Below are 22,861 nucleotides of genomic sequence, written 5' to 3' on the forward strand. Positions count from 1 at the left end.
CTCTCACCTGTGGCCGGCTCGGTGCCCGACCGGGCTTCCGACCGGGACTACATCATCTCCGGTCGCCGGATCGCCGAACCGTCGCTGAACCGATCGAGCCGGTACGGGGCGAGGTCGGTCATCGGCGTCTCCCCGAGCACGATCTCGCTGACCAGACGCCCGGCGCCCGGCCCGACGGCGAAGCCGTGGCCGCTGAACCCGGCCGCGACGACGTAGCCGGGCAGCGTGTCGACCTTCGAAATGACCGGGACGAGGTCCGGGGACGTGTCGATGAGACCGCCCCACGCATGCTCGACCCGGATGCCCTTCAGCGCCGGATATTCGCGCTCGAGGTTCTTCACCGCGCGGGTGACCAGCTCGCGATCGGGGGCGGGATCGAGGATCCGGATCTTCTCGAAGGGAGAGACCTGATCGTTCTCCCAGCCGGCGACCGCGTCGGGGCCGTTCCAGAAGCTCCGGGTGAGGCGGTACTTGAGCTTCTTGCCCAGCTTGCTGCGATACATCTGATAGAACTTGAACGCGTAGCGCATGCCGCGCGGCGTGATGTCGAGCGTGCCGTGACCCGGCACGGCGAGCGTATAGGATCCGTCGAGGCAACGGCGAATGACGAAGTCGCCACCCGAGAGACACCCGGCTTCGACGACTTCCGGCGCCGGACTGGTCTTGAGGGCCGTGCCGCCGATGTTCGCGACGGGGATCTCGATGCCGTAGCGGCCGGAGAAGCGCGACGCCCAGGCGCCGCCGGCGCAGACGACCGTGCTGCTCTTGACGAGCCCCCGTTCGGTCCAGACCCCGGCGACGCGGCCGGCGGCGATGTCTAGACCGCGCACGGCGCAGTTCTGGTGGAGCGACACGCCGTGCTGCTTCGCCGCCTCGGCGATCGCCGGCGCCGCGAGGCTCGGCTCCGCACGACCGTCGGTCGGCGACCAGACGCCGCCGACCCAACGCGTCGTGCCGCCGGCCGCGCGGCGGTTGGCCTCCGACGCGGTCAGGATCTCGCTCTCGAAGCCCTGCAGGCGGGCCGCGGCCCCCCACTTCTCCCAACGCGCGACGTCGGCCTCGTCCTTCGTGCAATAGAGAATGCCGGTCCGGCGGAATCCGAGGTCGCGGCCGATCTCCTCGCGGAACTCGCCCCAGCGTCGCAGGCTGTACATGGCCAGCGACAGTTCGTGCAGGTCGCGGTTCTGCTGCCGGACCCAGCCCCAGTTGCGGCTGGACTGCTCGCCGCCGACGACCCCCTTCTCCAGCAAGGCGACGGAGACGCCCTTGCGGGCGAGTTCATAGGCCGTGCACGTCCCGACGATGCCGGCGCCGATGACGACGACGTCGACTTCGGTCGGAAACGAGGGGCTGTCCTGGACCGCCTGAACCCTTGCTGGCATGCCTTCACTCCTCCGGATCGGCGACGGCTCCGGCGCCGGAGCTCGTATGGCGTCATGCGCAAATCGGCCGACGGGCGCGCGATCGAGACCGTCCGACGGCCGGACCGGGGCGCCGCATCCCCGAACAACCCCGACCAGAGGGCCGATCATTCCATGTCGACGGTTCGGTCGGGCATGGAGTCACTCGCAACCAATTTGAATTTCACGGCAATCCATTATGGAATTGGTTCGCCTCTTGGTGTCAATCCTGATCAATTTGGTTGCCATGCGATCGGGGACGGACCCGACCGCGACGAGCGCAGAGCATCCGGGCGAGACCGCCGGCTCAGATGCCGCCGACCCGCACGCCCGTGCCGTCGTAGAAGCGGGTCAGGCGGAAGGGCCGGGGATCGACGCAAGGGGTGTCGCCCGCGACGAGGTCGGCCGCGAGCTGGCCGAGGCCCGGTCCGAGACCGAACCCGTGGCCCGAGCCGCCCGCGGCCAGATAGAGGCCCCTGGTGCCGTCGACCGCCGAGACCACCGGCACGGAATCCGGCGTGCAGTCGACGTAGGCGCCCCAGGTGTCGGCGATCTCGAGGCCGGCAAAGGCGGGAAACTGTCCGGTGACGGCCTTCAGGATGGCCGCGATGGTCCGGCGGCTCGGCGCGGGATCGAGGACGCGCGTCCGTTCGAACGGCGAGACCTGGTCGTTGCGCCAGCGCGCGAGGGCTTCTGGGCCGCGAAACATCGATGCGCCGATGCCGAACTCGATGGCCTTCAGCCGCTTGAAGAACATCGGCAGGAACACGCGCGCGTAGCGCAGGCCCTGCGGCGTCACGTCGACCGTCGCCCGGCCGCTGACGGCGAGCGTGTAGCTGCCGTCGAGCCGGCGGGTCACCGTGCATTCCGGCGTGTAGACGGCCTCGCCGAGGTTCGCCATCGGGCGAGTGTGCACCACGGCCTGGCGCACGCTCGCCTGCGGGAAGGGCAGGCCGTAGCGGCGGCAGAACATCGAGGCCCATGCGCCGCCGGCGTTCAGCACGGCCTGCGTCCTGATCGTCCCCTTCTCCGTCACCACGCCGGTGACGGCGCCATCGGCGATGTCGAGGCCGCGCGCCGCGCACTGCTGATGGATGGTCAAGCCGCGCTTGCGGGCCCCCTCGGCGATCGTCGGGACGGCGATCGAGGGATCGCCCTTGCCGTCGTCGACAGAGTAGACGCCGCCGAGCCACTGGCGGCCCTGCGCAGGGACACGCTCCTGCGCTTCCGCGGCCGTCAGCATCCGCGAGTTGACGTCGTACTCCCGGGCGAGGCGCTGCCACTGCTCCCATTCGGCGAGCTGCGCGGGCTTGTCGGTCACGTAGAACAGGCCGCACCGGCGGAAGCCGACGTCCTCGTCGATCTCGGCCGCAAACTTGTCCCAGAGGCGCATCGAAACCCCGGACAGTGGCAGTTCCCGCTCGTCCCGGTTCTGCTGGCGGCACCAGCCCCAGCTCCGGCTCGATTGCTCGCCGCCGACGATACCCTTCTCCACCAGGGCGACGGAGAGCCCGCGCTCCACCAGCGAAAACGCCGCCGAGACGCCGATGATCCCGCCGCCGATGACGACCACATCCGCCTGCCGGGGCAGTTCCGGATCACTCGGGATGCGCTTGAGGGGTGGGGCCATTGGGCTCGACCTGACTTGGTTATTCGGACACCCGTTCCGCCGGTTCAGCGGAACCGGCAGGGTCGATCACGGCGATTGCGTCGACTTCCACGAGATAGCCGTAGTGGAGTTCGGGGACCGGGACGACGGTTCGGGCCGGCCGGGCATCGCCGAGGCGGTCCGCGTAAACCTGATTGAACAGCGGCCAGTTCGCGACGCCGACGATGTAGGCGGTGACCTTGACGAGGTCGGCCGGGGTGCCGCCGGCCGCTTCCAGCACGGCGAGCATGTTGTCGATGGCCTGCCCGGCCTGGGTCGCGAACCCGTCGTCGGGCAGCGGGGCCCTGTCGGGCCGGATCGGGAGCTGGCCGGACACATAGACCGTCCGGTCCGCGCGCTTGCCTTGCGCGTAATGGCCGGCGGCCGCGGGCGCGCGATCGGTGTTGATGCTCACGGGCTTGGTCATCACCAGCCTCCGAAGCGCGGCCAGCGGGCCTCGATCACGGAGGAGGTGCCGCGCACCACGTGATAGGCGTCGTGCTGTGCGGCCGTGGCACAGGCATGGTTCGGCAGGATCCGGACGCGGTCGCCGACCGCCAAGTCGGGAAGACCTGCGTCGGAGCCGGGCCGCACGGCGATGATGCCGTGTTCCTGGTTGGCGTCGGCAACGATGAGATCGCAATAAGGCGTGCCGCCGAGATCGCAAACGAGGCCATAGCCCTGGTCGACGGCCTGCCTGGCCGTTCCGCGATCGCGCGACAGCGACATCCAGCCGCCGTCGGTGATGATCCAGCCCTTGTCGCGCTGATGGCCGATCACCGTCGCCAGCACGCTCATCGCGATGTCGTCGAGCCGGCATACGCCGATGCCGGCCATGACGAGGTCGAAGAAGACGAACACGCCGGCGCGTACCTCGGTCACGCCGGTCAGGTCCGTCGCGTAGTGCGCGGTCGGCGTCGACCCGACGCTGACGACCGGACAGGGGAAACCGGCACCGCGCAGGACTTCCGCGGCCTCGACGACGGCGGCCCGCTCGGTCTCGGCGAAGGCCTGCAGCGCCGCGACCCCGCCGCCGCGATAGCTCTCCCCGGCATGGGTGATAACGCCGCGCAGTTCGGCATCCGGAACCAGCGCGCGGGCGACCTCCAGGAGCCGCTCGTGCGCGACGGGTGGAATGCCCGAACGGTGCCCGTCGCAATCGATCTCGAGCATCGCGGGGATGCGCAGCCCGGTGTCGCGGGAGGCCGCGGCGACCGCGTGCGCCTGCTCGACCGTATCGAGGACGACCACGAGGTCGACGCCCCTGGCATGGAGTTCGAGGACGCGCGGCAGCTTCGACGGCGCGATGCCCACCGCATAGATCATGTCGCGGACGCCGGCGTCGGCGAACTGCTCGGCCTCCTTGAGCGTGGAGACCGTGGCCGGCCCCGACACCGATGTCATGACCCGTTGCGCAACGTCGGCCGATTTCGCCGTTTTCAGATGCGGACGCAGCGATGCGCCGAGGCCATCGAGACGGGCCCTGAGCCGCGCGACATTGGCTTCCATCCGCGCCGCGTCCAGGACCAGGCACGGTGTTTCCAATTCTTCGAGCCTGCCGGCGGACGGTCCGGTCAGCTCGCTCGTCGCTGGGCTCATGGCTCCGATCTCCAATCGGGCACCATCCTGAAACCTTTGCATAAATATCGCAATTTACCGATTCTGAATGTTGGATTCAGATTGGCCTTAATGCAGGTGGGGCGGTCCGGACCACGCGGGCCGTGATCGCCCGGAGCGCGGCAAGTTCGGCGGCAATCTCAAGCCTAAGGTCGGGACTGCCGGAAAAGGCGCTGTTGAATGCCGCTGTCCCGATGGTGAACCCGGCCGCGCCGGAGCGCACCACGGCGGCCATCCGCTCCTCGCGGTCGATCGATCCTGCGATCACCACCGGCTTGTGCACCGCCGCACAAACGCGCGACATCAGAGTTTCGACATCGCCGTCAAAGCGATAGGCGAGAAGATCGAGGCCCGATACACCGTCGATTGCGGCCAGCCGATGGGCGCTGTCGACGATCGTTTCGACGGTCCCTTCGAGCCGGCTCGGATGCCCGACGATGCGGCCGGGGAACGGGTAGTAGCGAATGGCGGTGCCCGCGAGGATCGGCAGCACCGTGCTCGGGCGGGTGCCGCCCATCAGAACATTGACGCCGAGTTCGACGGCAGCCTGCGCCGATCGGCGCTCGCTGTCCTCGTCCAGGCTGACCACCTCGAGATAAAGCGCCGCGCCGGCGGCCTTGATCGCGGACGCGAGCTCCGCGAGCTGGGTGAACGGCAGGCCGATGTCCTTGAAGCCGATGTGACGCACGCCGGCGCCCAGCACGTCCTGAAGGCGTTCCAGCGCATCGGCGACGGTCCGGTCCTGGTTGGTCAGCATGAAAATGAAGTCGGGAGCCATCGCGGCCATCGGACGTGTTCCTAGACTGCCGTGAGACGCAGGGCCTGATCAAAGGCATAGCGAAGCGACGACGGATCGGCTTTGCCTTGGCCCGCGATGTCGAACGCGGTGCCGTGATCGACGCTGGTTCGGACGAACGGCAGGCCGATCGTGACATTCACGCCGCTGTCGATGCCGAGATACTTGATCGGGATGAGGCCCTGATCATGGTATTGCGCCACCACGATGTCGAATTCGCCCTTGCGCGCACGCATGAAAACAGTGTCTCCGGGCCACGGACCGGTTGCATCGATGCCGAGTTGCCGGGCGCGCGCGATCGCCGGCGCGATGATGTCGAGGTCTTCGCGCCCGAACAGGCCGTTTTCGCCGGCGTGCGGATTGAGCCCGGCAACCGCGATGCGGGGAGACGCAAGGCCGTAAGCGTTGCCCGCCTTCTGCGCCAGATCGATCGTTCTGAAGACGGCGTCCTGCGTCACGAGGCCGATGGCGTCGCGCAATGAGACGTGGATCGTCACCAGGATGACGCGCAGCTCGTCATTGGCGAGCATCATCGCAAAATGGCCGGTCCCGGATCGCTCCGCCAGGATTTCCGTATGACCGGGATAGTCGAGCCCGCCCGTCTTCAAAGCGTCCTTGTTGATCGGTGCCGTGACGATGGCCCGGATCCGGCCGGCCAGTGCTTCGTCAATGGCGCGAACGACATAATCATAGCTCGCGCGGCCCGCGCGGCCATCGACCCGACCGATCGGAAGATCGCCGGGGAGATCGGAAATGACGAGCACGGGGACGACACCGCTCGCCGCGACCGCTTCCTCCGTCGATCGGACCGAGCATACCTTCAAAGGCAGGCCGAGCGCGTCGATGGTGTCCCGCATGATCCTGGCATCGCCGATCACCACGGCCTCTGCCGGCAGTCCGGCCGCGAACGCGCGGGCTATGATTTCGGGGCCGATCCCGCAAGGGTCGCCCATGGTTATCCCGACTGGCTTGTTCATGAATCTCTCCCGGCCTCAGGCCTCGGCGCACGTCGGGCGGCCTTCGGCGGAACGCCCGGCGCCGTGAACGCGACCGCGTTGATGATCACGTGAAAGCGCTGCGCGCTGCGGATGCGGACGCGAACACGGACAGGGTGTCCGGGTGCCGTCAGTGCCGCGCGGATTTCCGCCGGGACGGTCGGCACGAGGCATCGGTGCCCTCTGCTCACGAGTGGCGCGGTGCCGTGCCTCGTGTGCGTCCGATCACCGGTGAGACTCCCGATCCTCAAAGCCCGTACTCCAGAGCTATTTTGCTGTCGGTGACGAGCCTAGCGCCGTTGCTTCCGCCGGAAAAACGATGAATTCTTACCGGAACCTGTTCCCTGAAGTCACCGATATGGTCGCTCGTCTCCCCTCGCTCTCTGCTCTCAGGGCCTTCGAGGCCGCTGCCCGCCATTTGAATTTCGGGCGCGCAGGCGAGGAGTTGTTCGTGACCCACAGCGCGATCAGCCGGCAGATCCGCGCGCTCGAGGATGACCTGGAGGTCGCGCTGTTCGAGCGGCGCAACAGGGGCGTTTTCCTCACCGAAGCGGGTCGCCGCCTGCTCGCGACGATGAGCCAGGTGTTCCAGCAGATCGAGGATTGTTGCAGAGAACTGAGGGCGGGCGTCTCGGCTCCCCTGGTGATCTCCTGCGAGCCGACATTCACCCAGCGCTGGCTCATTCCGCGCCTCGCGCAATTCAATACCCGTTATCCGGACACAGAAATTCACGTGCTGGCCGCCGGTGGCCCGGTGAATTTCGACAGGAGCCATATCGATGTCGCGCTACGGCGCAGCGACTTTTCCTGGCCGGCCGAAGTTTTCGTCGAGACGATCATCGACGAATACGTCGGTCCCGTCTGCGCGCCACATCTTCTGGCCCACGGGAGCGACAATATTCTTTCGCTGCCGCGCATCCACTCGGCAACCCGTCCCGATGCCTGGGCGCGATACCTATCCGACAATCTGATCAGTGATCCACAGCCACCCGGCCATCAGGTCTTCGAACATTTCTATCTCAGCATCGAGGCGGCAATCGCCGGTCTGGGAGCTGCGATCGGTCCGGAACCGCTGGTCGCCGACGCCGTGGCGCGGGGACAGCTGGCGGCGCCGCGCGGCTTCTCCCGCAACGGGTATCGCTACGTGCTGCTGAGCCGCAAACCCTTCGAGGACGATGCCAGGACGCGGCACTTCCTGGCGTGGCTCCGAGGGCAGTTTTCTTCCGCGACCGGATCGGCGGCCGTGTGATGCCGCCGGCCGCGAGGCGCCTACACCCCATGCCCCTCGAGCGGGTTCCTTTGCCAGCGGCTTCACACCTCCGGGGCTCCGTCGCGAGCCTCGGGGTGTCCGAAAACAAGATCAGTGCCGCTGCGGAATCGATCAGATCGTCCGTCCGAGAATATTTTCCCGGGCCGAAACAATATGATTGTACATATGTCGTTCAGCCTCTTTGCTGTCCCGGTCCTTGATCGCTTCGAGAATATCCTGGTGACTGCCGATATAGGCTTTCATTCTTTCGGGGGTCAGCGACTGTTCTTTCATCTTGCCCCAAAGGTTGCCCGCTCTGACCGTGTGAATGGTCTCGTAGAGGGCGGCGAGCAGCCCGTTGCGGGCCGCCTCGACGATGATGCGGTGAAAGACCGAGTCCCACTTCTCGAAGTCCCGCAGTGAGTCCGCGCTGCCCCCCCGCGCGATGGACTTCTGCATCTCCTCGATTTCCTGCCGGGTGGCGCGGAGTGCGGCCAGCGCGGCGACCTTCGGCTCGATGATCAGACGGGCTTCGAAGACCTCGGCCGGATAGGTCCGCAAGGCGTCGACCGCCTTGCCGGCCGGCGGTCGCAGGGCCGTGGAGCTCACACCGTTGCCGGCGATGAACGTGCCCCTGCCGACATGACGAATGAGGCGGCCTTCCTGCTCCAAGGCGGCGAGCATCCGTCTCAGCGCCGTGCGCGGCAGACCGAGTTTCGTGGCCAGATCACGCTCCGGCGGCAGTCGATCACCCGGCTCGAGACCCTCCGCCTCGATGAAGTCGTTCAGGACCACGCTCATCTCTCCCTCCCGTATTTTTTTCGGCAACCAATTTGATCCGTATTGACACCAATATCCAGACCAATCGTATGTTATTCGGAGTGCTGCGGCACATTGGTAGCGAAATAGCTCCGAACCATGGTTGCTGCAAGTGAGGCCCGGCGGAGCGACCAATGTTCGCGGATCGGGCGGCACACGCTGAAGAACAGCAGACGCCGCCAATCGTCAGCCGTGTTGGAAAGGGAAAGCGTCTCATGGTCCGTCCTCCAGAGGCCGTCTCCGATGTTGCGCTCTCTGTCCGTGGACTGACCGTCGACCTTCCGCGCGGCATGGAGCGGATCCATGCCGTCGAGAACATCTCGTTCGAACTCACGCGTGGTCAGATCCTGTGCATCATCGGTGAGTCCGGGTCGGGCAAGTCGGTCACCGCCAACACGATCATGGGGCTTCTGCCCAAGATCATCACGGTCTCCGCAGGCACGATACACGTGGAGTCCACGGCTATCGTCGGGGCGTCGGCGCAAGAGCTGCGCGCCATACGCGGCCGGGTCGTGTCGATGATCTTCCAGGATCCTCTCTCGGCGCTGAACCCGCTGATGACGGTCGGCGAGCAGATCACCGAAGTGATGATGGCGCATGGCGTCGGCACAAAAGACGCGCGACGCAAGAGGGCGATCGAGCTGCTGGCCGAAGTCGGGCTGCCGGACCCGCCGCTCATGTACCATCAGTACCCGTTCCGGCTTTCCGGCGGCCAGCGCCAGCGCGTGATGATCGCGATCGCGCTGGCGCTCGAGCCGAGCATCCTGATCGCCGACGAACCGACGACCGCGCTCGACGTCACGACCCAGGCGCAGATCCTGAAGCTGATCCGCGACATTCAGCGCCGCAAGGGCATGAGCGTGATGTTCATCACCCACGACTTCGGCGTGGTCGCGGAGATCGCCGACAGCGTGGTCGTCATGGAGAAGGGGCGCGTCGTCGAGCAAGGCAGCGCCGATCAGGTGCTGAAATCGCCGCGCCATCCCTACACCCAACGCCTCTTGGCGGCCGTCCCCCATCTCACCGGCGAGGACCGAAGCGGCCCGGGGACGGCGCGCGGTGAACCCATCCTGAAAGTGGATGGTCTGTGCAAGACCTATCGGAGCGGCGGCTCGTTGTTCGGCCGCCAGCGGGTCGTGCCCGCGGTGAAGGACGCCGAATTCGAATTGGGAGCCGGACGTACGCTCGGTGTCGTGGGGGAGAGCGGTTCCGGCAAGTCCTCGCTCGGCCGCCTTCTCATCAAGCTTCAGGGATGCGACAGCGGGCGGATCCTGTTCGAAGGCACCGACATCGCCAAGCTGACCGAGAAGCAGTTCCGCGCGCTGCGGCCGCGCATCCAGATGATCTTCCAGGATCCGTACGCTTCGCTGAACCCGCGCTCGACGATCGGCAGGATCCTGACGGCCGGTCCGGTCGCCCATGGCACGCCCTACAGGCAGGCCCGCGAGGAGGCGCTCGCGCTGCTCGCCCACGTCGGGCTCGATGTCGGTGCCTTCGGGCGTTATCCGCACGAGTTTTCGGGTGGCCAGCGCCAACGCGTCGGCATCGCGCGGGCCTTGATGTTCAAGCCCAGACTGCTGATCGCCGACGAGGCCGTGTCCGCGCTCGATGTGTCGATCCAGGCGCAAATCCTCAAGCTGCTCGACCAGATTCAGCGGGAGACGGGCGTCTCCATGATCTTCATCACGCACGATCTGCGCGTCGCCAGCCAGATATGCGATGAAATCGCGGTCATGCAGAAAGGTGTCATCGTCGAACGCGGGCCACCATCGCAAATATTTCTTCAGCCGAAGTCGGACTACACGCGTGAACTCGTCGCAGCGATTCCCGGCGAACCGCTGCGGGATGGCCAGGGCGGCGCCACGGTGGTCTCCCATTAGCTCATGTCACGACGAAGAGGGAATGAGATGACTAAAAATTCCAAGATCAAATCGAATTTTTCTCGGCGCGAAGCGCTGCGTCTGATGTCCCTCGGCGGTGTCGCCTGCTTCGCCGCTCCCAACCTGTTCGGCAAGCCGGCGTTCGCCCAGACCGCGGCGAAGGCGCCGGCCGGCCGTGTGGTCGTCGGCATGTCGCAGGAGCCGACCGTCTTCAATCCGCTGATGCCGCACATCGAGGTCGACGACGCGGTCCACTTCTCCCTCTTCGACGCGCTGTTCCGGATCGACACGAAGGGTGTCGTGCAGCCGAACCTCGCCATGGAAGTGCCTTCGCAGAAGAACGGCGGCATCTCGGCGGACGGTCTGAACTGGCGCATCCGTCTGCGCAACGACGTGAAGTGGCACGACGGCCAGCCGTTCACCGCCGAAGACGTGAAGTTCACGCTGGAGCTGATCGTCAACCCGAAGTTCCGCGCCTGGCGGACCGGCGGCCATGCGCTCGTCCGCGACATCACCATCGTCTCGCCGACCGAGCTCACCTGGCGCATGGAGCAGCCCTTCGCGCCCTACCTGTCGTTCCTCACCGAGACCTTCATGGTGCCGAAGCACCATTTCGACAAGGAAGCCGACCCAAACACCGCCGCCTTCAACAAGGCGCCCGTCGGGACCGGCGCCTTCAAGTGGAGCCAGCGCGTTCCCGGCGACCGCCTCGAACTCGTGGCGAACACCGACTACTTCGGCGACGGTCCGTACATGAAGCAGATCGTCTTCAAGTACATTCCCGACATGACGGTGCTCTACACGCAGTTCCGCAGCGGCGACATCGACCTGACGGACCAGGCTTTCATCACCGCCGACCACTATGAGGAGGCGCGCAAGCTGCCGCAGCGGGTCGTGACGCCGGTGGCGGGGGGGTCGGTCGAGTCGATCTATCTCAATCTCGAGAAGCCGCAGTTCAAGGAACTGGCGGTTCGGCAGGCGCTCTATGCGGCCATCGACCGGAAGTCGATCATCGACACGATCTATTACGGCGTCCCCGAGGCGACCGAGACGTTCATGCCGCGCAAGTCGTACTATTACAACCCCGGCCTGCCGAAGCACGAGTTCAACCTCGATCGCGCCCGCAAGCTGCTCGACGACGCCGGCTGGGTGCCCGGTGCCGACGGCATCCGCGCCAAGAACGGCGTGAGGCTGGCGTTCAACAACTCGACCACGGCGGGCGACAATCTGCGCGAGCAGGTCCAGCAGTTCCTGCAGCAGACCTTCCGGGAGATCGGCGTCGAGATGACGATCTCGAACCTGCCGGCGGCCGTGATGTTCGGCGACTTCTGGCTCAAGTCGCAGTTCGATACGGCGATTTCGGGCGTCACCCACCTGATCGCCGCCGATCCCGACGCGACCAACCGGCTGGCGAGCACGTCGACCGTCGCCAAGGGCGGCAAGGGCTCGAACGTCGGCCAGTACGCCAACCCGGAAGTCGACGCGCTGCTCAAGCAGGGCGTCCAGACCTTCGATCCCGAGGCTCGTCGCGCGATCTACTTCCGCATCCAGGAGATCGTGCGTCAGGACCTGCCGTTCCTGCCGCTGTTCGGCGCCACCTACCTGATCGGCAAGAAGGACCGTCTGCAGGGCTGGGAGCCGAATTCGGCCACGCGCGTCGCCTCCTGGCACGCCGCATCCTGGCGCTGGAAGACCTGAGACCGCGACAGAGACCAACGGCCGCCGCAGCGCCTGCTTCGGCGGTCATCCCATTCCGTCCGACAGGGGAGAGCCGATGCGTCGCTTCCTGCTCAACCGGCTCTCTCAGAGTGTCGTACTGCTCGTCATCGTTTCCATCATCGGCTTCGTCGTCCTCAATCTGATCCCCGGCGGGCCGCTGGCCCAGTTCGGGCTCGATCCGAGCATGACCCAGGACGACCTCGATCGCCTGAAGGAGCAGCTCGGCCTCAATCGCCCGCTTTGGCTTCAATATGTCGATTGGGCCTGGCGGATGGTGCAGGGCGACTGGGGCCATTCGTTTCGTGACGGCAGCGCCGTCCTCGACGTCATCGGTCAGCACCTGTTTGCGACCCTGCTGCTGATGGGGTCTTCGACGCTGATCGCCATCCTCGTCGGCTCTTGGATCGGCATCCGCAGCGCGACACACCGCTACTCGACCTTCGATTACGTCGCGACCGTCGGCGCCATGATCGCCCTGTCGATCCCGACCTTCTGGTTCGGCCTCGTCGGCATCTACGTCTTCTCGCTCAGGCTCGGCTGGGTTCCCGCCGGCAACATGAGCACGATCGGCGACGAAACGGCGCTCGACTACCTGCACCATCTCCTGCTGCCGAGCATCGTGCTGGCACTGGTGCACGTGGCGATCTGGAGCCGCTACATGCGGACCGCGACGCTCGACATCATCAACCACGACTTCGTCAAGACTGCCCGCGCCAAGGGCCTGAGCGAGCGCCGGATCCTGATGAAGCACATCGTGGGCAACGCGCTGCTGCCCATGATCACGCTCGCCGGCATGCAGCTTCCGAGCATCCTGACCGGCGCGCTGGTCACCGAGACCGTGTTCACCTGGCCGGGCATGGGGCGGCTGTTCCTCGATAGCCTCAACTACAGCGACTACCCCGTGGTGATGGGCCTCCTGATGTTCTCGGCGCTGCTCGTCGTCGTGTGCAACCTGATCGCGGACATCGTCGTCGCGATCATCGACCCCCGGATCCGCCTGAACTGAGCGCGGCGACCGCGCAACAGGAGCCAGCCGTAATGTCTGCCGCTATCGCCGATTCGAGTCATGAACGCTGGTGGAAGAGCCGAGCCGTACGCCGCTTCGCGATGCATCACCTCGCGCTGCTCGGGATGGCCATGATCCTCACGCTGACGCTGGTCTGTGTGCTCGGGCCGTACGTCCTGAAGTACGACTCGCTGTTCATCGATCTGCGCGCGCGGCTGGTCCCTCCGCTCAGCGGCAGTCATGTGCTCGGCACGGACCAACTCGGGCGCGACGTGGCGGCGCGACTGTTCATGGCGGGGCGCATCTCGCTGATGGTCGGGCTGTCCGCGATGGTGCTGTCGACGCTGATCGGCACGCTCGTCGGTGTCGTCGCGGGCTATCGGGGCGGCTGGATCGGCACGGCGCTGATGCGCACGGTCGACGGCTTCCTGTCGTTCCCGTCGATCTTCCTCGTCCTCGCCCTGTCCGCGGCGCTGAAGCCGAGCCCGATGATGATCACGGTCGTCATCGCGATCAGCAGCTGGATGGAGGTCGCGCGCATCGTCGAGGCCGAGGTCAGCTCGCTGCGCGAGCGCGAGTTCGTGCTGGCCGGTCGCATGCTGGGGCTGAGCGAAACCCACATCATGTTCCGCGAGATCCTGCCCAACGTGATGGGGCCGATCATCGTCGCGGCGACATTGACCGTGGCGCGGGCCATTCTCATGGAAGCCTACATCAGCTTCCTCGGCTACGGCATTCAGCCGCCCTTGCCCAGCTGGGGCAACATGCTGAACGGCGCGCAGCAGTATCTCGGCAACGCGCCCTGGCTCGCTCTCATGCCGGGAGCGGCCATCGCGATCGCGGTGACGAGCTTCAACTTCATCGGCGATGGCTTGCGCGATGCGCTCGACGTGCGCGGCGACCACAGCTGAGGAAGGCGGCTGCGCGCGGCTCGGGTCAATTCTTGTGCCGATCGCGCCGAGGCTCAGGCGCGGCATTCGGCTTGCCGGTAAAAGTGAGATCACGCATGAAAACGCTGCTACTCAGCAAAGATGACGTCAGGCAGCTGATCAGCATGTCCGAGGTCATCGGCGCCGTCGAAGATGCGTACAAGGCGTTCAACAGCGATCAGGTGATTCAGCCCGGATATATCGGCATCGATCTCCCCGATCCTCGCGGTGAAATCGACTTCAAGGTCGGGTACTGCAAAGCCGGCGAATTGATCTCCATGAAAGCCTCGTCGGGAGGGTTCGTCGACAACCCGACCGCATACGGCGTGCCCAGCGGCATGGCCTCCATCATCCTGTTCGACGGGAGGAGTGGAGCGCTGATCTGTGTGATGGACGGAAGCCTGATCCTCGGGCTCAGGACGGGCGCCTCCGGGGCCGTTTCCGTCAAGGCGCTGGCCAGGAAGAACGCTTCAACGGTCGCATCGATCGGGACCGGCAATCAAGCGAGGATGCAGATCCGCGCGGTCAGCGAGATCATCAACATCGAAGAGATCTATGCATGGGACAGTAATCCCGAGGCGGTTCTTCAATATCAGGCCGATATTCAAGCCGAGTTTGGCATTCCTGTCACGGTTTCCCGCTCAAAAAAGGATGCGGTGACACGGGCCGATATCCTGATTACCACGACCCGCGGCAAGGGTTCGCTGGTGGAAGCGGATTGGGTGAGGCCCGGCACGCACATCGTTGCGATCGGCACCGACCAGCGCGGCAAACAAGAGTTGGATCCGGAGATCTTCCGGAACGCGAAAGTCGTCGTCGACTCCATGATGCAATGCACGGAGAAGGGTGAGACCTGGCACCCTATCGACAGGGAAATCATCGCCAAAGAAGACATTCATGGCGAAATTGGCGAGATTCTTCTGGGGCAAAAACCCGGTCGGGAAAGCGACGACGAAATCACGATCTTCGACTCAACGGGGATGGCCATACAAGACAACACGACAGCGGGCAGAATTTACCGGAACGCGGTCGCCAATGGCGTTGGTACGTTCTTTTCATTCTTTGGGGAATGAACCATGTGTGAGCATCCTACCATCGAGGACATCCGGGAAGCCCGCCAAAGGCTGATGCCTCACGTGAGGCACACGCCGCTGTTGCGCGCGGAGAAACTGGATGGTGCGGCCGGTTGCCAGCTATACCTCAAGCCCGAGATGCTGCAGATCACCGGTGCCTTCAAGATCCGTGGCGCCCTGAACAAGGTACTTTCGCTGCCGCGTGAAGCGATAGAGAACGGTATTATTGCGACGTCTTCGGGGAACCACGCGCAAGGGCTTTCCTATGCGGCCAAGATGCTCGGCGTAAAGGTAATACTGGTCCTTCCTGCGAACTCACCCAAGATCAAGATCGAAAATACGAAGGCCCTCGGGGCCGAAGTCGTTCTGTTCGACGGAGACACCGCGGCCCGATGGGCCAAGGTCTACGAGATCGCCGAAGGAAAGAAGTATGCCGTCGTTCACGGCTTCGAGGATCCCCTCGTCATGGCCGGTCAAGGAACGATCGGGTGCGAGATCCTCGATGATCTCGACGATGTGGACACGGTCATCGTTCCCATGGGGGGCGGCGGTCTGATCTCCGGCATCGCGACCGCCATCAAAGAGACGAAGCCATCGGTGCGCGTCATCGGAGCCGAACCTGCCTTGACGCCGAAGTATTTCCACAGCCGAAAGAACAAGGAGCGGACCTCGCTGCCCTTGAAAGACACGATCGCGGATGGCCTGAGGATCAGCGTTCCGGGTCGAAATCCGTACCCGATCATCGAAAAATACGTCGACGAAATCGTCCTGGTCGAGGACGAGTTCATCGTCGCCGGCATGCGTTCCCTTGCCCGGGACGCGAAGCTGATCGCTGAACCGGCTGCTTCGATCGGCGTCGGCGCTCTGTTGGCGGGCAGCATCGACGTCAGATCCGACGAAAAGGTCTGTGCCGTGTTGTCCGGCGGAAACTGGGATCTACCCGCCCTTGCCGAGATCTACGCTGCCGCGGGATAGCCGGTCGGCCACGCCCGGGGCGGCGCCATCGACGGTCTCGTGACAGAGGTTCGGCACCGACCGCTGAGGGGCATCGAAGCGCTTTCGGGACCGTTTTGCCCGCTTTCGCCGGCAGGCCCTCGGTGTCGAAGGTGTGGCGGGAACGGGCATCGCCACGCCCGAAATCTCTTTAAAGCGGCCGGTGATCGAGGGCAGGCCGTCGAGATCGGCCACCGAGAGCCTGTCGGACGCGCCGAGGGCGCCGTCCGATCGCTCGGACGACGCCCCCTTCATGTCGGATCCCCGAAGGATCGGGTTTTCGCCGGCTGGCGCGTCAGCGGCCGTCGAACCACGCCTTCCACTGCGGCACGGCGGTGACGAAGGTGCCGCGATGCGTGGTCTGGCCGGTCGAAACGGCTTCGACCAGCGGGTTGCCGGCACCGATCGCCTGCTGATAGGTCATCGCCATGCGGCCGACGCCGACGGTGATTGCCTCGTCGGCCTCGCCATAGTAGTTGCGCACCGGCGACTTGATCAGCCAATGATAGCTTTCGGTCGCGTTCATCAGGCGGCCGTAGGCGGACGCGGCGAAGAACTGCGAATCGAAGTACTCCGGCTTCATCAGCTTGTGCAGATCGGTCGGAATGGCGGCCGGATCGAGCGGCTTGCCGTTCGGCAGGGCCGTACGATCGTAGGCGGCCTTGGCCATGTCGTAGTATTCGTCGGCGATCACCGAGCGGGCCATGCCGGGGATGCCGTAGTAGTTCTCGAAGGCGAAGGCGGACAGGATCACGATGCTGTTCAGCCAGACGGCGTCGTTCTTGCGCGGGAAGTTCAGGAAGCCGTTCATCAGCGCGCTGAGATCGAGCGGGGCGCTGGCGGTCGCCGCGCCGTCGACCTTGACGCCGTCCTTCTCGAGCTTTTGCAGGCAGGCCATGGTGACGAAGCCGCCCTGCGACCAGCCGGAGAGGAACAGCTTGTCGCTCGTGATCTTCATCTGATCGAGCACGGCGCGGCCGGCGCCGATCATGTCCGTGCAGGCCTGCTGGTGGCTGGCCTTGACCATGTAGCCTTCCGGCTCGGTCGAGATGCCCATGCCGAAATAGTCCGAGCCCATCAGCACGTAGCCCTGCCCGGCGAACTGGGCGATCATGAGCCGGGTTTCATCGGACTGCTCGGGGAACGACGGCACCTGCTCGCGGCCGTAGACGGTGCCGTGCTGATAGGACACGGTCGGGAACGACTTGGCGTCGACATCCGGGATTGCCAGCAGGCCCGAGACCACGATCGGCTTGTTGCCCTTTTCCGGCACGACCGAGTTGTAGGTGACGCGATAGAGCCGCACGGCGTTGCGGGCCGGCGTGTTGGTCACGGTCACGCCTGCGAATTTCGGCGTGTCGACCTGCATGATCTTGTTCAGGCGGTCGACGTCCCAGCGCGCGAGAAACTCGTACTTGATGCCCGATGAGACCTGGATCGGGCCGGTCTGCTGAGCCACGGCGGGCGACAGCGAAGTGCCGGCGAGGAGGCCGGCGAAGGCGAGCGAGGCGAAGAAACGGCGCATGAGGGCTCCTGTGCAGGGAACCGGTCGCAGCTGCGGCCGGCTCCATGAAGCTGCCCTAACGGTACACATGTGCTGTAAAAAAACCGTGTCCCGCTTCATTCCTCGGACAATCGAGCCGAAAACCTGATTCAGACCTCGAGAAACCGTGTCGCCTGCGTGCGGTCGGCGGCGAGTGTTGCGGTCGTGCCGGTCCAGACCACGCGGCCGCCTTCGATCACGACGTGGCGGTCGGCGATCCGCATCAGGGCGTCGATGTTCTTGTCGACGACCAGGATCGACAGGCCATCGGCGCGCAGCGCCTCGATCGCGGTCCAGATCTCGCCGCGGATCACCGGGGCGAGACCTTCGGTCGCCTCGTCGAGCACGAGCAGTTCGGGGTTGGTCATCAGTGCCCGGCCGATGGCCAGCATCTGCTGTTCGCCGCCGGAGAGCTGGGTGCCGAGGTTGCCGCGCCGTTCCTTGAGGCGCGGGAAGGCTGCATAGACGCGGTCGAGCGTCCATGCGCCGCCGGTGTCGGCCTTGGTGCTGCGGGCGGCGGGAGCCCGCGCCGTGGCGACGAGGTTTTCCTCGACGCTGAGGCGCGGGAAGATCTGGCGGCCCTCGGGCACATAGCCGAGCCCGCTCGCCGCGATCTTGTGCGGGGCCATGCCGGTCATGTCGCGGCCACGCACCCGGATGCGGCCTTCTCGCGGGGCGAGCAGTCCGAACAGGGTCCGGATCGTGGTGGTCTTGCCCATGCCGTTGCGGCCCATGAGCGTGACCACCTCGCCGGGCATGACTTCGAAGCCGAGACCGAACAGCACCTGCGCGCCGCCATAGCCGGTGTCGAGGTTTTCGAGCGAAACGAGCGGGGTCGCCATCAGACCGCCTCCTCCTCGCCGAGATAGGCCCGGCGCACCACGGGATCGGCGCGCACCGCGGCCGGCTCGCCGGTGATCGCGACCGCGCCGTAGATCAGCACCGAGATCCGGTCGGCGAGGCGGAACACGGTGTTCATGTCGTGCTCGACCAGCAGGATCGGGATCCGGCCCTTGAGCGACACGAGCAGTTCGGTGAGCCGTTCGCCCTCGGCGCGGCCGGTGCCGGCCATGGGCTCGTCGAGCAGCAGCAGCTTCGGGTTCTGGACCAGGCACATGGCCAGTTCGAGCGCGCGGCGCTCGCCGTGCGAGAGGCTGCCGGCGGGGTGGCGCGGCGGTCGGCCAGGCCGACACGGTCGAGCGCGGCTTCGGCCTTCGTCTTGAGCGCGAGATCGGCGAGCGCCGGCCGCCAGAACCGGAACGCACCGCCGCCGGCCGCGATCGCCGCGACCGCGACATTCTCGAAGCGCGGTGAACGAGCCGACCACGTGGGAGATCTGGAACACGCGGCCGAGGCCGCGCCGGGCGCGGGCGGCGACGCCGAGCCCGGTCACGTCGGCGCCGTCGAAGCGGATCCGCCCGGCATCCGGCCTCAGCGAGCCGGCGATCTGCGAGATCAGCGTGGTCTTGCCGGCGCCGTTCGGGCCGATCAGGGCGTGGACCTCGCCGGCGCGCACGTCGAGCGAGACGTTGCGGGTGACCTGCAGCGCGCCGAAGGCTTTTTCCACGCCGTCGAGGACGAGGATCGGTTCGGGGGTTCCTGTTCCGGTCATTGCGAACCCCCGCGCATGCCTGACAGAAGCGCCTTGAGATCGGTACCGCGCAGCAGGGCGACGACGACGATCACCAGGCCGAGCCCGAGCTGCCAATGTTCGGTGAACGAGCCGAGCGCCTCGTTCAGTGCGGTCACCGCCACCGCGCCGATCACCGCGCCGCCGAGCCGGCCGACGCCGCCGAGCACGACCATGACGATCAGTTCGCCCGAGATGTGCCAGCCCATCGTCGCCGGCGAAACATATTCGACCTGGGTCGCGAGCAGGGCGCCGGCGAGCCCGGCGGCACCGCCGGCCAGCGCCAGCGCGATCAGGCGGTGCCGGTAGGGATCGAGGCCGAGCGCCATCAGCTTGGCCTCGTTGGCGCGGCCGGCACGCAGCATCAGGCCGAAGCGCGAGGCGGCGAGCCGTTCGAACAGGAACAGCGCCAGGCCGAGCGCGCTGATCGCGAGAACGGCGAGATTGGTGTCGGTCTTGAGCAGTTTCGCGCCGAGCACGGTGGCGCGGCGGGCGATCGCCATGCCGTCGTCGCCGCCGAAGGCCGACAGGCTGGCAGCGACGTAGAAGACCATCTGCGCGAAGGCGAGCGTGATCATGATGAAATAGACGCCGCGGGTGCGGAGCGCGATCGCGCCGGTCGCGATCGAGAACAGCGCGCTCGCCGCGAAGGCGAGCGGCAGCACGATGAAGGCATCCGAGACGCCGTATTCGCCGGCGATCAGCACGGCATAGGCGCCGATGCCGAGCGGCGCGGCATGGCCGAAGCTCACGAGCCCGGCCTGGCCGATCAGGAAGGAGAGCGAAACGGCCGCGAGCGCGAAGACGGCGGTTCTGACCACCAGCGTCGCGCCGTAGCCGCCGCCGACGAACTGCGACACCACGAGAGCTAGCGCGAAGACCGCGACCACGAGGACGGCGGCGCCGGGCAGGAACCGGCGACGCGGCGCGGCGGCGGTCGCGGACGGAGCGGAGACCGAAGGCACCATGGTCACGACGCCCTCCCGCCGAACAGCCCGGTCGGCCGGATGCTGAGCACCACGGCCATGAGCAGATAGATCAGCATCGACGACAAGGCGGGTCCGGCCGCGGCGGCGGCCGACTTGCCGACGATGAGCTTCAGGAGATCGGGCGCGAAGGCGCGGCCGAGCGTGTCGACGAGGCCGACGAGCAGCGCCGAGACGAAGGCACCCTTGATCGAGCCGATGCCGCCGATCACGATCACGACGAAGGCGACGATCAGGATCTTGTCGCCCATGGTCGGCTCGACCGAGACCAGCGGGCCGGCCATGGCGCCGGCGAGGCCGGCGAGCATGGCGCCGAAGGCGAAGACGAAGACGAACAGCCGATCGATGTCGACGCCGAGCGCGGAGACGGTCTCGGGATGGGTCGAGCCGGCGCGGACCAGCATGCCGATGCGCGTGCGGTTGACGATGTACCAGAGCAGGCCGGCGACCGCGATGCCGACGGCCAGAATCACCAGTCGCCAGACCGGATAGACGAGGCCGGGCATCAGCGGCACCGAGCCCGACAGCGCGGCCGGCGTCGGGAAGGCGAGCGGTGCCGCGCCGAACACGATCCTGACGCCCTCGGTGACGACCAGGATCACGCCGAAGGTGCCGAGCACCTGATCGAGGTGGTCGCGGCGGGTCAGATGTCGGAACACCAGGATCTCGAGCACGAAGCCGAGCAGCAGCGCGCCGACGAGGCCCAGGGCAAAGCCGAGCGCGAAATTGCCGGTGGTGGCGACCGCGACGGCGACCAGATAGGCGCCGAGCATGTACTGGACGCCGTGGGCGAGATTGATGAAGTCCATCACGCCGAAGACGAGCGTCAGACCGGCGGCGACCAGAAACAGGATCACGCCGAGCTGGAGCCCGTTCAGGAGCTGGGAGACGAGCAGCGCGGTGGTCATGGGCCCCCTGGCGGCTTGGAGGTTCGAGGTCGACGGGATCTGACGTCGGTCGGGGTCGAAGACTGCGGGATCGAAGACGGCGGGATCGAAGACGGCGGGCGCCCTGATGCGACGGGCGCCCGGCCGGGCCTCGTCACTTCAGCGGACATTCGCCAACGTACGCGTCCTTTGCCTCGGCGAAAACCTTCGAGACGGTCTCGGTGGCGAACTTGCCGTCGGCGCGCTTGACGGCCTTGGCGACGTAGAAGTCCTGGACGGGGAAGCCGTTGGTGTTGAACGAGAACCCGCCGCGCACCGACTTGAACGGCGCCGACGCCAGCGCCTTGCGGAACGCCTGTTTGTCGGCGACCTTGCCGCCCGTCGCCTTCAGCGCGCCGTCGATCAGCTTGGCCGCGTCATAGCCCTGCGCCGCATAGACCGACGGCACCACGCCGTATTCCTTCTCATAAGCCGCCACGAAGGCCTTGTTCTCGGCCGTGTCGATGTTCGGCGCCCATTCCGCGCCCGACAGGAGCCCGATCGCGGCGTCCTGGGTCGCCGGCAGCGTCGTCTCGTCGACCGTGAAGGCCGACAGGAACGGGATCTTGTCCTTGAGCCCGGCCTGGTTGAACTGCTTGACCAGATTGACGCCCATGCCGCCCGGCATGAACGTGAACAGTGCATCCGGATTGGCGGCCGCGATCTTCGCGAGTTCGGCCGAGAAGTCGAGCTGGCCGAGCGGTGTGAAGATCTCCTCGACCACCTCGCCCTTGAAGTGGCGCTTGAAGCCGGCCATCGAATCCTTGCCGGCCTGGTAGTTCGGCGTCATCAGGACGACCCGCTTGTAGCCCTTGTCCTGGGCATACTTGCCCATGACTTCGTGGTTCTGGTCGTTCTGGTAGGAGGCCGAAAAGAAATACGGCGAGCAGCCCTTGCCGGCGAGCGGCGACGGGCCGGCGTTGCCGGAGACGATGAAGGTCTCGTTCTCGAGCACCGGCTTCTGGATCGCCATCATGACGTTGGAGAAGACGACGCCGGCGACGATGTCGACCTTGTCGCGATCCAGCAGCGCCTTGACCTTGGTGACGGCGACGTCGGGCTTCAGCTCGTCATCGACCACGACGACCTCGGTCGGCTGTCCCCCGAGCTTGCCGCCGAGTTCCTTGACCGCGAGCAGGAAGCCGTCGCGCATGTGCACGCCGAGCGCCGCCGACGGCCCCGACAGCGTCGACACGAAGCCGATCTTCACCGGATCGGCCAGGGCCGCCGACGACAGGAGCGGCGTGGCCACGAGAGCCGAGGCGAGCATCAGGGCCGAGGCGAACGGCATCTTTCCAAACGGCGGCATCCGGTTATCCTTCCCTCGTTTCTGCGGGCCCGTTCTCCGCCACTCTTCCGGTGGCCGGTGATGGAACGAACGGACGGGCGATGCGCTGGCGGATCCGAAGCCGGTTCCGCGTTTCAAACAATTCAGGCATAAAAAGTTCAAGTGTCAAGCATAACGACTCGGCACCGTTTGCCCAAAGGCTGGGCGATCGGCGACACGCCTTTCCCGGTCATGGAGCCCGGCGGACGCACCAGATCGCGTGTCCGAGGCGAAACCGCCGTCGATTTTGCGACCCGACCGTCGGCGCGACCTCGCTTGACAGCCTGATTGAAGCGCGATTATTTTAATCCTAAAGCATCGGTCT

The 22,861-nt window shown here is 66.1% G+C and carries 20 protein-coding genes; 7 read left to right on the forward strand and 13 right to left on the reverse strand.

Features of this window, described 5'->3' with window-relative positions; genetic code table 11:
• Positions 1 to 47 precede the first annotated feature (47 nt).
• The 6 genes from ABS361_22025 to pdxA all read right to left on the reverse strand — a co-directional run bounded on the left by ABS361_22025 (position 48) and on the right by pdxA (position 6,438).
• Positions 48 to 1,382, reverse strand: a complete 1,335-nt coding sequence (locus ABS361_22025) for an FAD-binding oxidoreductase (protein XBY44639.1) — start codon at positions 1,380 to 1,382, stop codon at positions 48 to 50.
• Positions 1,383 to 1,707: 325 nt separating this feature from the next.
• The gene (locus ABS361_22030) at positions 1,708 to 3,030 is read right to left on the reverse strand and encodes an FAD-binding oxidoreductase (protein XBY44640.1); all 1,323 of its coding nucleotides are present in this window, start codon (positions 3,028 to 3,030) and stop codon (positions 1,708 to 1,710) included.
• Positions 3,031 to 3,049: 19 nt separating this feature from the next.
• Positions 3,050 to 3,475, reverse strand: a complete 426-nt coding sequence (locus tag ABS361_22035; protein ID XBY44641.1) for a RidA family protein — start codon at positions 3,473 to 3,475, stop codon at positions 3,050 to 3,052.
• On the reverse strand, positions 3,475 to 4,647 hold the full coding sequence (locus ABS361_22040) for an alanine racemase (protein XBY44642.1): 1,173 nt from the start codon (positions 4,645 to 4,647) through the stop codon (positions 3,475 to 3,477). The genes ABS361_22035 and ABS361_22040 overlap by 1 nt, the downstream gene beginning before the upstream one ends.
• A 76-nt stretch (positions 4,648 to 4,723) precedes the next feature.
• On the reverse strand, positions 4,724 to 5,452 hold the full coding sequence (locus ABS361_22045; protein ID XBY44643.1) for a 4-hydroxythreonine-4-phosphate dehydrogenase: 729 nt from the start codon (positions 5,450 to 5,452) through the stop codon (positions 4,724 to 4,726).
• Positions 5,453 to 5,463: 11 nt separating this feature from the next.
• On the reverse strand, positions 5,464 to 6,438 hold the full coding sequence (pdxA, locus tag ABS361_22050) for a 4-hydroxythreonine-4-phosphate dehydrogenase PdxA (protein XBY44644.1): 975 nt from the start codon (positions 6,436 to 6,438) through the stop codon (positions 5,464 to 5,466).
• 337 nt (positions 6,439 to 6,775) lie between these two features.
• Between pdxA and ABS361_22055 the strand changes: the two genes are divergently transcribed.
• On the forward strand, positions 6,776 to 7,705 hold the full coding sequence (locus ABS361_22055) for a LysR substrate-binding domain-containing protein (protein XBY44645.1): 930 nt from the start codon (positions 6,776 to 6,778) through the stop codon (positions 7,703 to 7,705).
• 132 nt (positions 7,706 to 7,837) lie between these two features.
• Here the strand turns inward: ABS361_22055 and ABS361_22060 are convergent, their stop codons facing one another.
• On the reverse strand, positions 7,838 to 8,506 hold the full coding sequence (locus ABS361_22060; protein ID XBY44646.1) for an FCD domain-containing protein: 669 nt from the start codon (positions 8,504 to 8,506) through the stop codon (positions 7,838 to 7,840).
• 233 nt (positions 8,507 to 8,739) lie between these two features.
• Here ABS361_22060 and ABS361_22065 point away from each other — a divergent pair, with 233 nt between their 5' ends.
• From ABS361_22065 to ABS361_22090, 6 genes are all read left to right on the forward strand, one after another.
• On the forward strand, positions 8,740 to 10,404 hold the full coding sequence (locus ABS361_22065) for an ABC transporter ATP-binding protein (protein XBY46986.1): 1,665 nt from the start codon (positions 8,740 to 8,742) through the stop codon (positions 10,402 to 10,404).
• 27 nt (positions 10,405 to 10,431) lie between these two features.
• Positions 10,432 to 12,102 (forward strand): peptide ABC transporter substrate-binding protein, encoded by a 1,671-nt coding sequence (locus ABS361_22070; protein ID XBY44647.1) that lies wholly within the window; start codon positions 10,432 to 10,434, stop codon positions 12,100 to 12,102.
• Positions 12,103 to 12,178: 76 nt separating this feature from the next.
• On the forward strand, positions 12,179 to 13,129 hold the full coding sequence (locus tag ABS361_22075) for an ABC transporter permease (protein ID XBY44648.1): 951 nt from the start codon (positions 12,179 to 12,181) through the stop codon (positions 13,127 to 13,129).
• Between the two features lie 32 nt (positions 13,130 to 13,161).
• The gene (locus ABS361_22080) at positions 13,162 to 14,040 is read left to right on the forward strand and encodes an ABC transporter permease (protein ID XBY44649.1); all 879 of its coding nucleotides are present in this window, start codon (positions 13,162 to 13,164) and stop codon (positions 14,038 to 14,040) included.
• Between the two features lie 95 nt (positions 14,041 to 14,135).
• On the forward strand, positions 14,136 to 15,131 hold the full coding sequence (locus ABS361_22085) for an ornithine cyclodeaminase family protein (protein ID XBY44650.1): 996 nt from the start codon (positions 14,136 to 14,138) through the stop codon (positions 15,129 to 15,131).
• Positions 15,132 to 15,134: 3 nt separating this feature from the next.
• Positions 15,135 to 16,106, forward strand: a complete 972-nt coding sequence (locus ABS361_22090; GenBank protein ID XBY44651.1) for a threonine/serine dehydratase — start codon at positions 15,135 to 15,137, stop codon at positions 16,104 to 16,106.
• 313 nt (positions 16,107 to 16,419) lie between these two features.
• Here the strand turns inward: ABS361_22090 and ABS361_22095 are convergent, their stop codons facing one another.
• The 6 genes from ABS361_22095 to ABS361_22120 all read right to left on the reverse strand — a co-directional run bounded on the left by ABS361_22095 (position 16,420) and on the right by ABS361_22120 (position 22,518).
• Positions 16,420 to 17,649, reverse strand: coding sequence for an alpha/beta hydrolase (locus ABS361_22095; GenBank protein XBY44652.1), 1,230 nt, complete (start codon positions 17,647 to 17,649; stop codon positions 16,420 to 16,422).
• Positions 17,650 to 17,777: 128 nt separating this feature from the next.
• Entirely contained in the window at positions 17,778 to 18,509 is a 732-nt protein-coding gene (locus ABS361_22100; GenBank protein ID XBY44653.1) for an ABC transporter ATP-binding protein, read from the reverse strand.
• Positions 18,509 to 19,279, reverse strand: coding sequence for an ATP-binding cassette domain-containing protein (locus ABS361_22105; protein ID XBY44654.1), 771 nt, complete (start codon positions 19,277 to 19,279; stop codon positions 18,509 to 18,511). The genes ABS361_22100 and ABS361_22105 overlap by 1 nt, the downstream gene beginning before the upstream one ends.
• Positions 19,276 to 20,265: a branched-chain amino acid ABC transporter permease gene (locus ABS361_22110; protein XBY46987.1), complete on the reverse strand. Its 990-nt coding sequence runs from the start codon at positions 20,263 to 20,265 to the stop codon at positions 19,276 to 19,278. The genes ABS361_22105 and ABS361_22110 overlap by 4 nt, the downstream gene beginning before the upstream one ends.
• 2 nt (positions 20,266 to 20,267) lie before the next feature.
• On the reverse strand, positions 20,268 to 21,191 hold the full coding sequence (locus tag ABS361_22115) for a branched-chain amino acid ABC transporter permease (protein ID XBY44655.1): 924 nt from the start codon (positions 21,189 to 21,191) through the stop codon (positions 20,268 to 20,270).
• Positions 21,192 to 21,324: 133 nt separating this feature from the next.
• Positions 21,325 to 22,518, reverse strand: a complete 1,194-nt coding sequence (locus ABS361_22120) for an ABC transporter substrate-binding protein (GenBank protein XBY44656.1) — start codon at positions 22,516 to 22,518, stop codon at positions 21,325 to 21,327.
• Positions 22,519 to 22,861: the final 343 nt, after the last annotated feature.

Source organism: Ancalomicrobiaceae bacterium S20 (assembly GCA_040269895.1).
GTDB lineage: Bacteria > Pseudomonadota > Alphaproteobacteria > Rhizobiales > Ancalomicrobiaceae > Methyloraptor > Methyloraptor flagellatus.

Bases quoted from the DNA above. Each gene is read 5' to 3' on its own strand.
- ABS361_22115 (XBY44655.1), bottom strand. From the start codon at position 21,191: ATGACCACCGCGCTGCTCGTCTCCCAGCTCCTGAACGGGCTCCAGCTC.
- ABS361_22035 (XBY44641.1), bottom strand. From the start codon at position 3,475: ATGACCAAGCCCGTGAGCATCAACACCGATCGCGCGCCCGCGGCCGCC.
- ABS361_22070 (XBY44647.1), top strand. From the start codon at position 10,432: ATGACTAAAAATTCCAAGATCAAATCGAATTTTTCTCGGCGCGAAGCG.
- ABS361_22055 (XBY44645.1), top strand. From the start codon at position 6,776: ATGAATTCTTACCGGAACCTGTTCCCTGAAGTCACCGATATGGTCGCT.
- ABS361_22040 (XBY44642.1), bottom strand. From the start codon at position 4,647: ATGAGCCCAGCGACGAGCGAGCTGACCGGACCGTCCGCCGGCAGGCTC.
- ABS361_22120 (XBY44656.1), bottom strand. From the start codon at position 22,518: ATGCCGCCGTTTGGAAAGATGCCGTTCGCCTCGGCCCTGATGCTCGCC.
- ABS361_22030 (XBY44640.1), bottom strand. From the start codon at position 3,030: ATGGCCCCACCCCTCAAGCGCATCCCGAGTGATCCGGAACTGCCCCGG.
- ABS361_22045 (XBY44643.1), bottom strand. From the start codon at position 5,452: ATGGCCGCGATGGCTCCCGACTTCATTTTCATGCTGACCAACCAGGAC.
- ABS361_22090 (XBY44651.1), top strand. From the start codon at position 15,135: ATGTGTGAGCATCCTACCATCGAGGACATCCGGGAAGCCCGCCAAAGG.
- ABS361_22075 (XBY44648.1), top strand. From the start codon at position 12,179: ATGCGTCGCTTCCTGCTCAACCGGCTCTCTCAGAGTGTCGTACTGCTC.
- ABS361_22085 (XBY44650.1), top strand. From the start codon at position 14,136: ATGAAAACGCTGCTACTCAGCAAAGATGACGTCAGGCAGCTGATCAGC.
- ABS361_22100 (XBY44653.1), bottom strand. From the start codon at position 18,509: ATGGCGACCCCGCTCGTTTCGCTCGAAAACCTCGACACCGGCTATGGC.
- pdxA (XBY44644.1), bottom strand. From the start codon at position 6,438: ATGAACAAGCCAGTCGGGATAACCATGGGCGACCCTTGCGGGATCGGC.
- ABS361_22080 (XBY44649.1), top strand. From the start codon at position 13,162: ATGTCTGCCGCTATCGCCGATTCGAGTCATGAACGCTGGTGGAAGAGC.
- ABS361_22105 (XBY44654.1), bottom strand. From the start codon at position 19,279: ATGACCGGAACAGGAACCCCCGAACCGATCCTCGTCCTCGACGGCGTG.
- ABS361_22095 (XBY44652.1), bottom strand. From the start codon at position 17,649: ATGCGCCGTTTCTTCGCCTCGCTCGCCTTCGCCGGCCTCCTCGCCGGC.
- ABS361_22060 (XBY44646.1), bottom strand. From the start codon at position 8,506: ATGAGCGTGGTCCTGAACGACTTCATCGAGGCGGAGGGTCTCGAGCCG.
- ABS361_22110 (XBY46987.1), bottom strand. From the start codon at position 20,265: ATGGTGCCTTCGGTCTCCGCTCCGTCCGCGACCGCCGCCGCGCCGCGT.
- ABS361_22025 (XBY44639.1), bottom strand. From the start codon at position 1,382: ATGCCAGCAAGGGTTCAGGCGGTCCAGGACAGCCCCTCGTTTCCGACC.
- ABS361_22065 (XBY46986.1), top strand. From the start codon at position 8,740: ATGGTCCGTCCTCCAGAGGCCGTCTCCGATGTTGCGCTCTCTGTCCGT.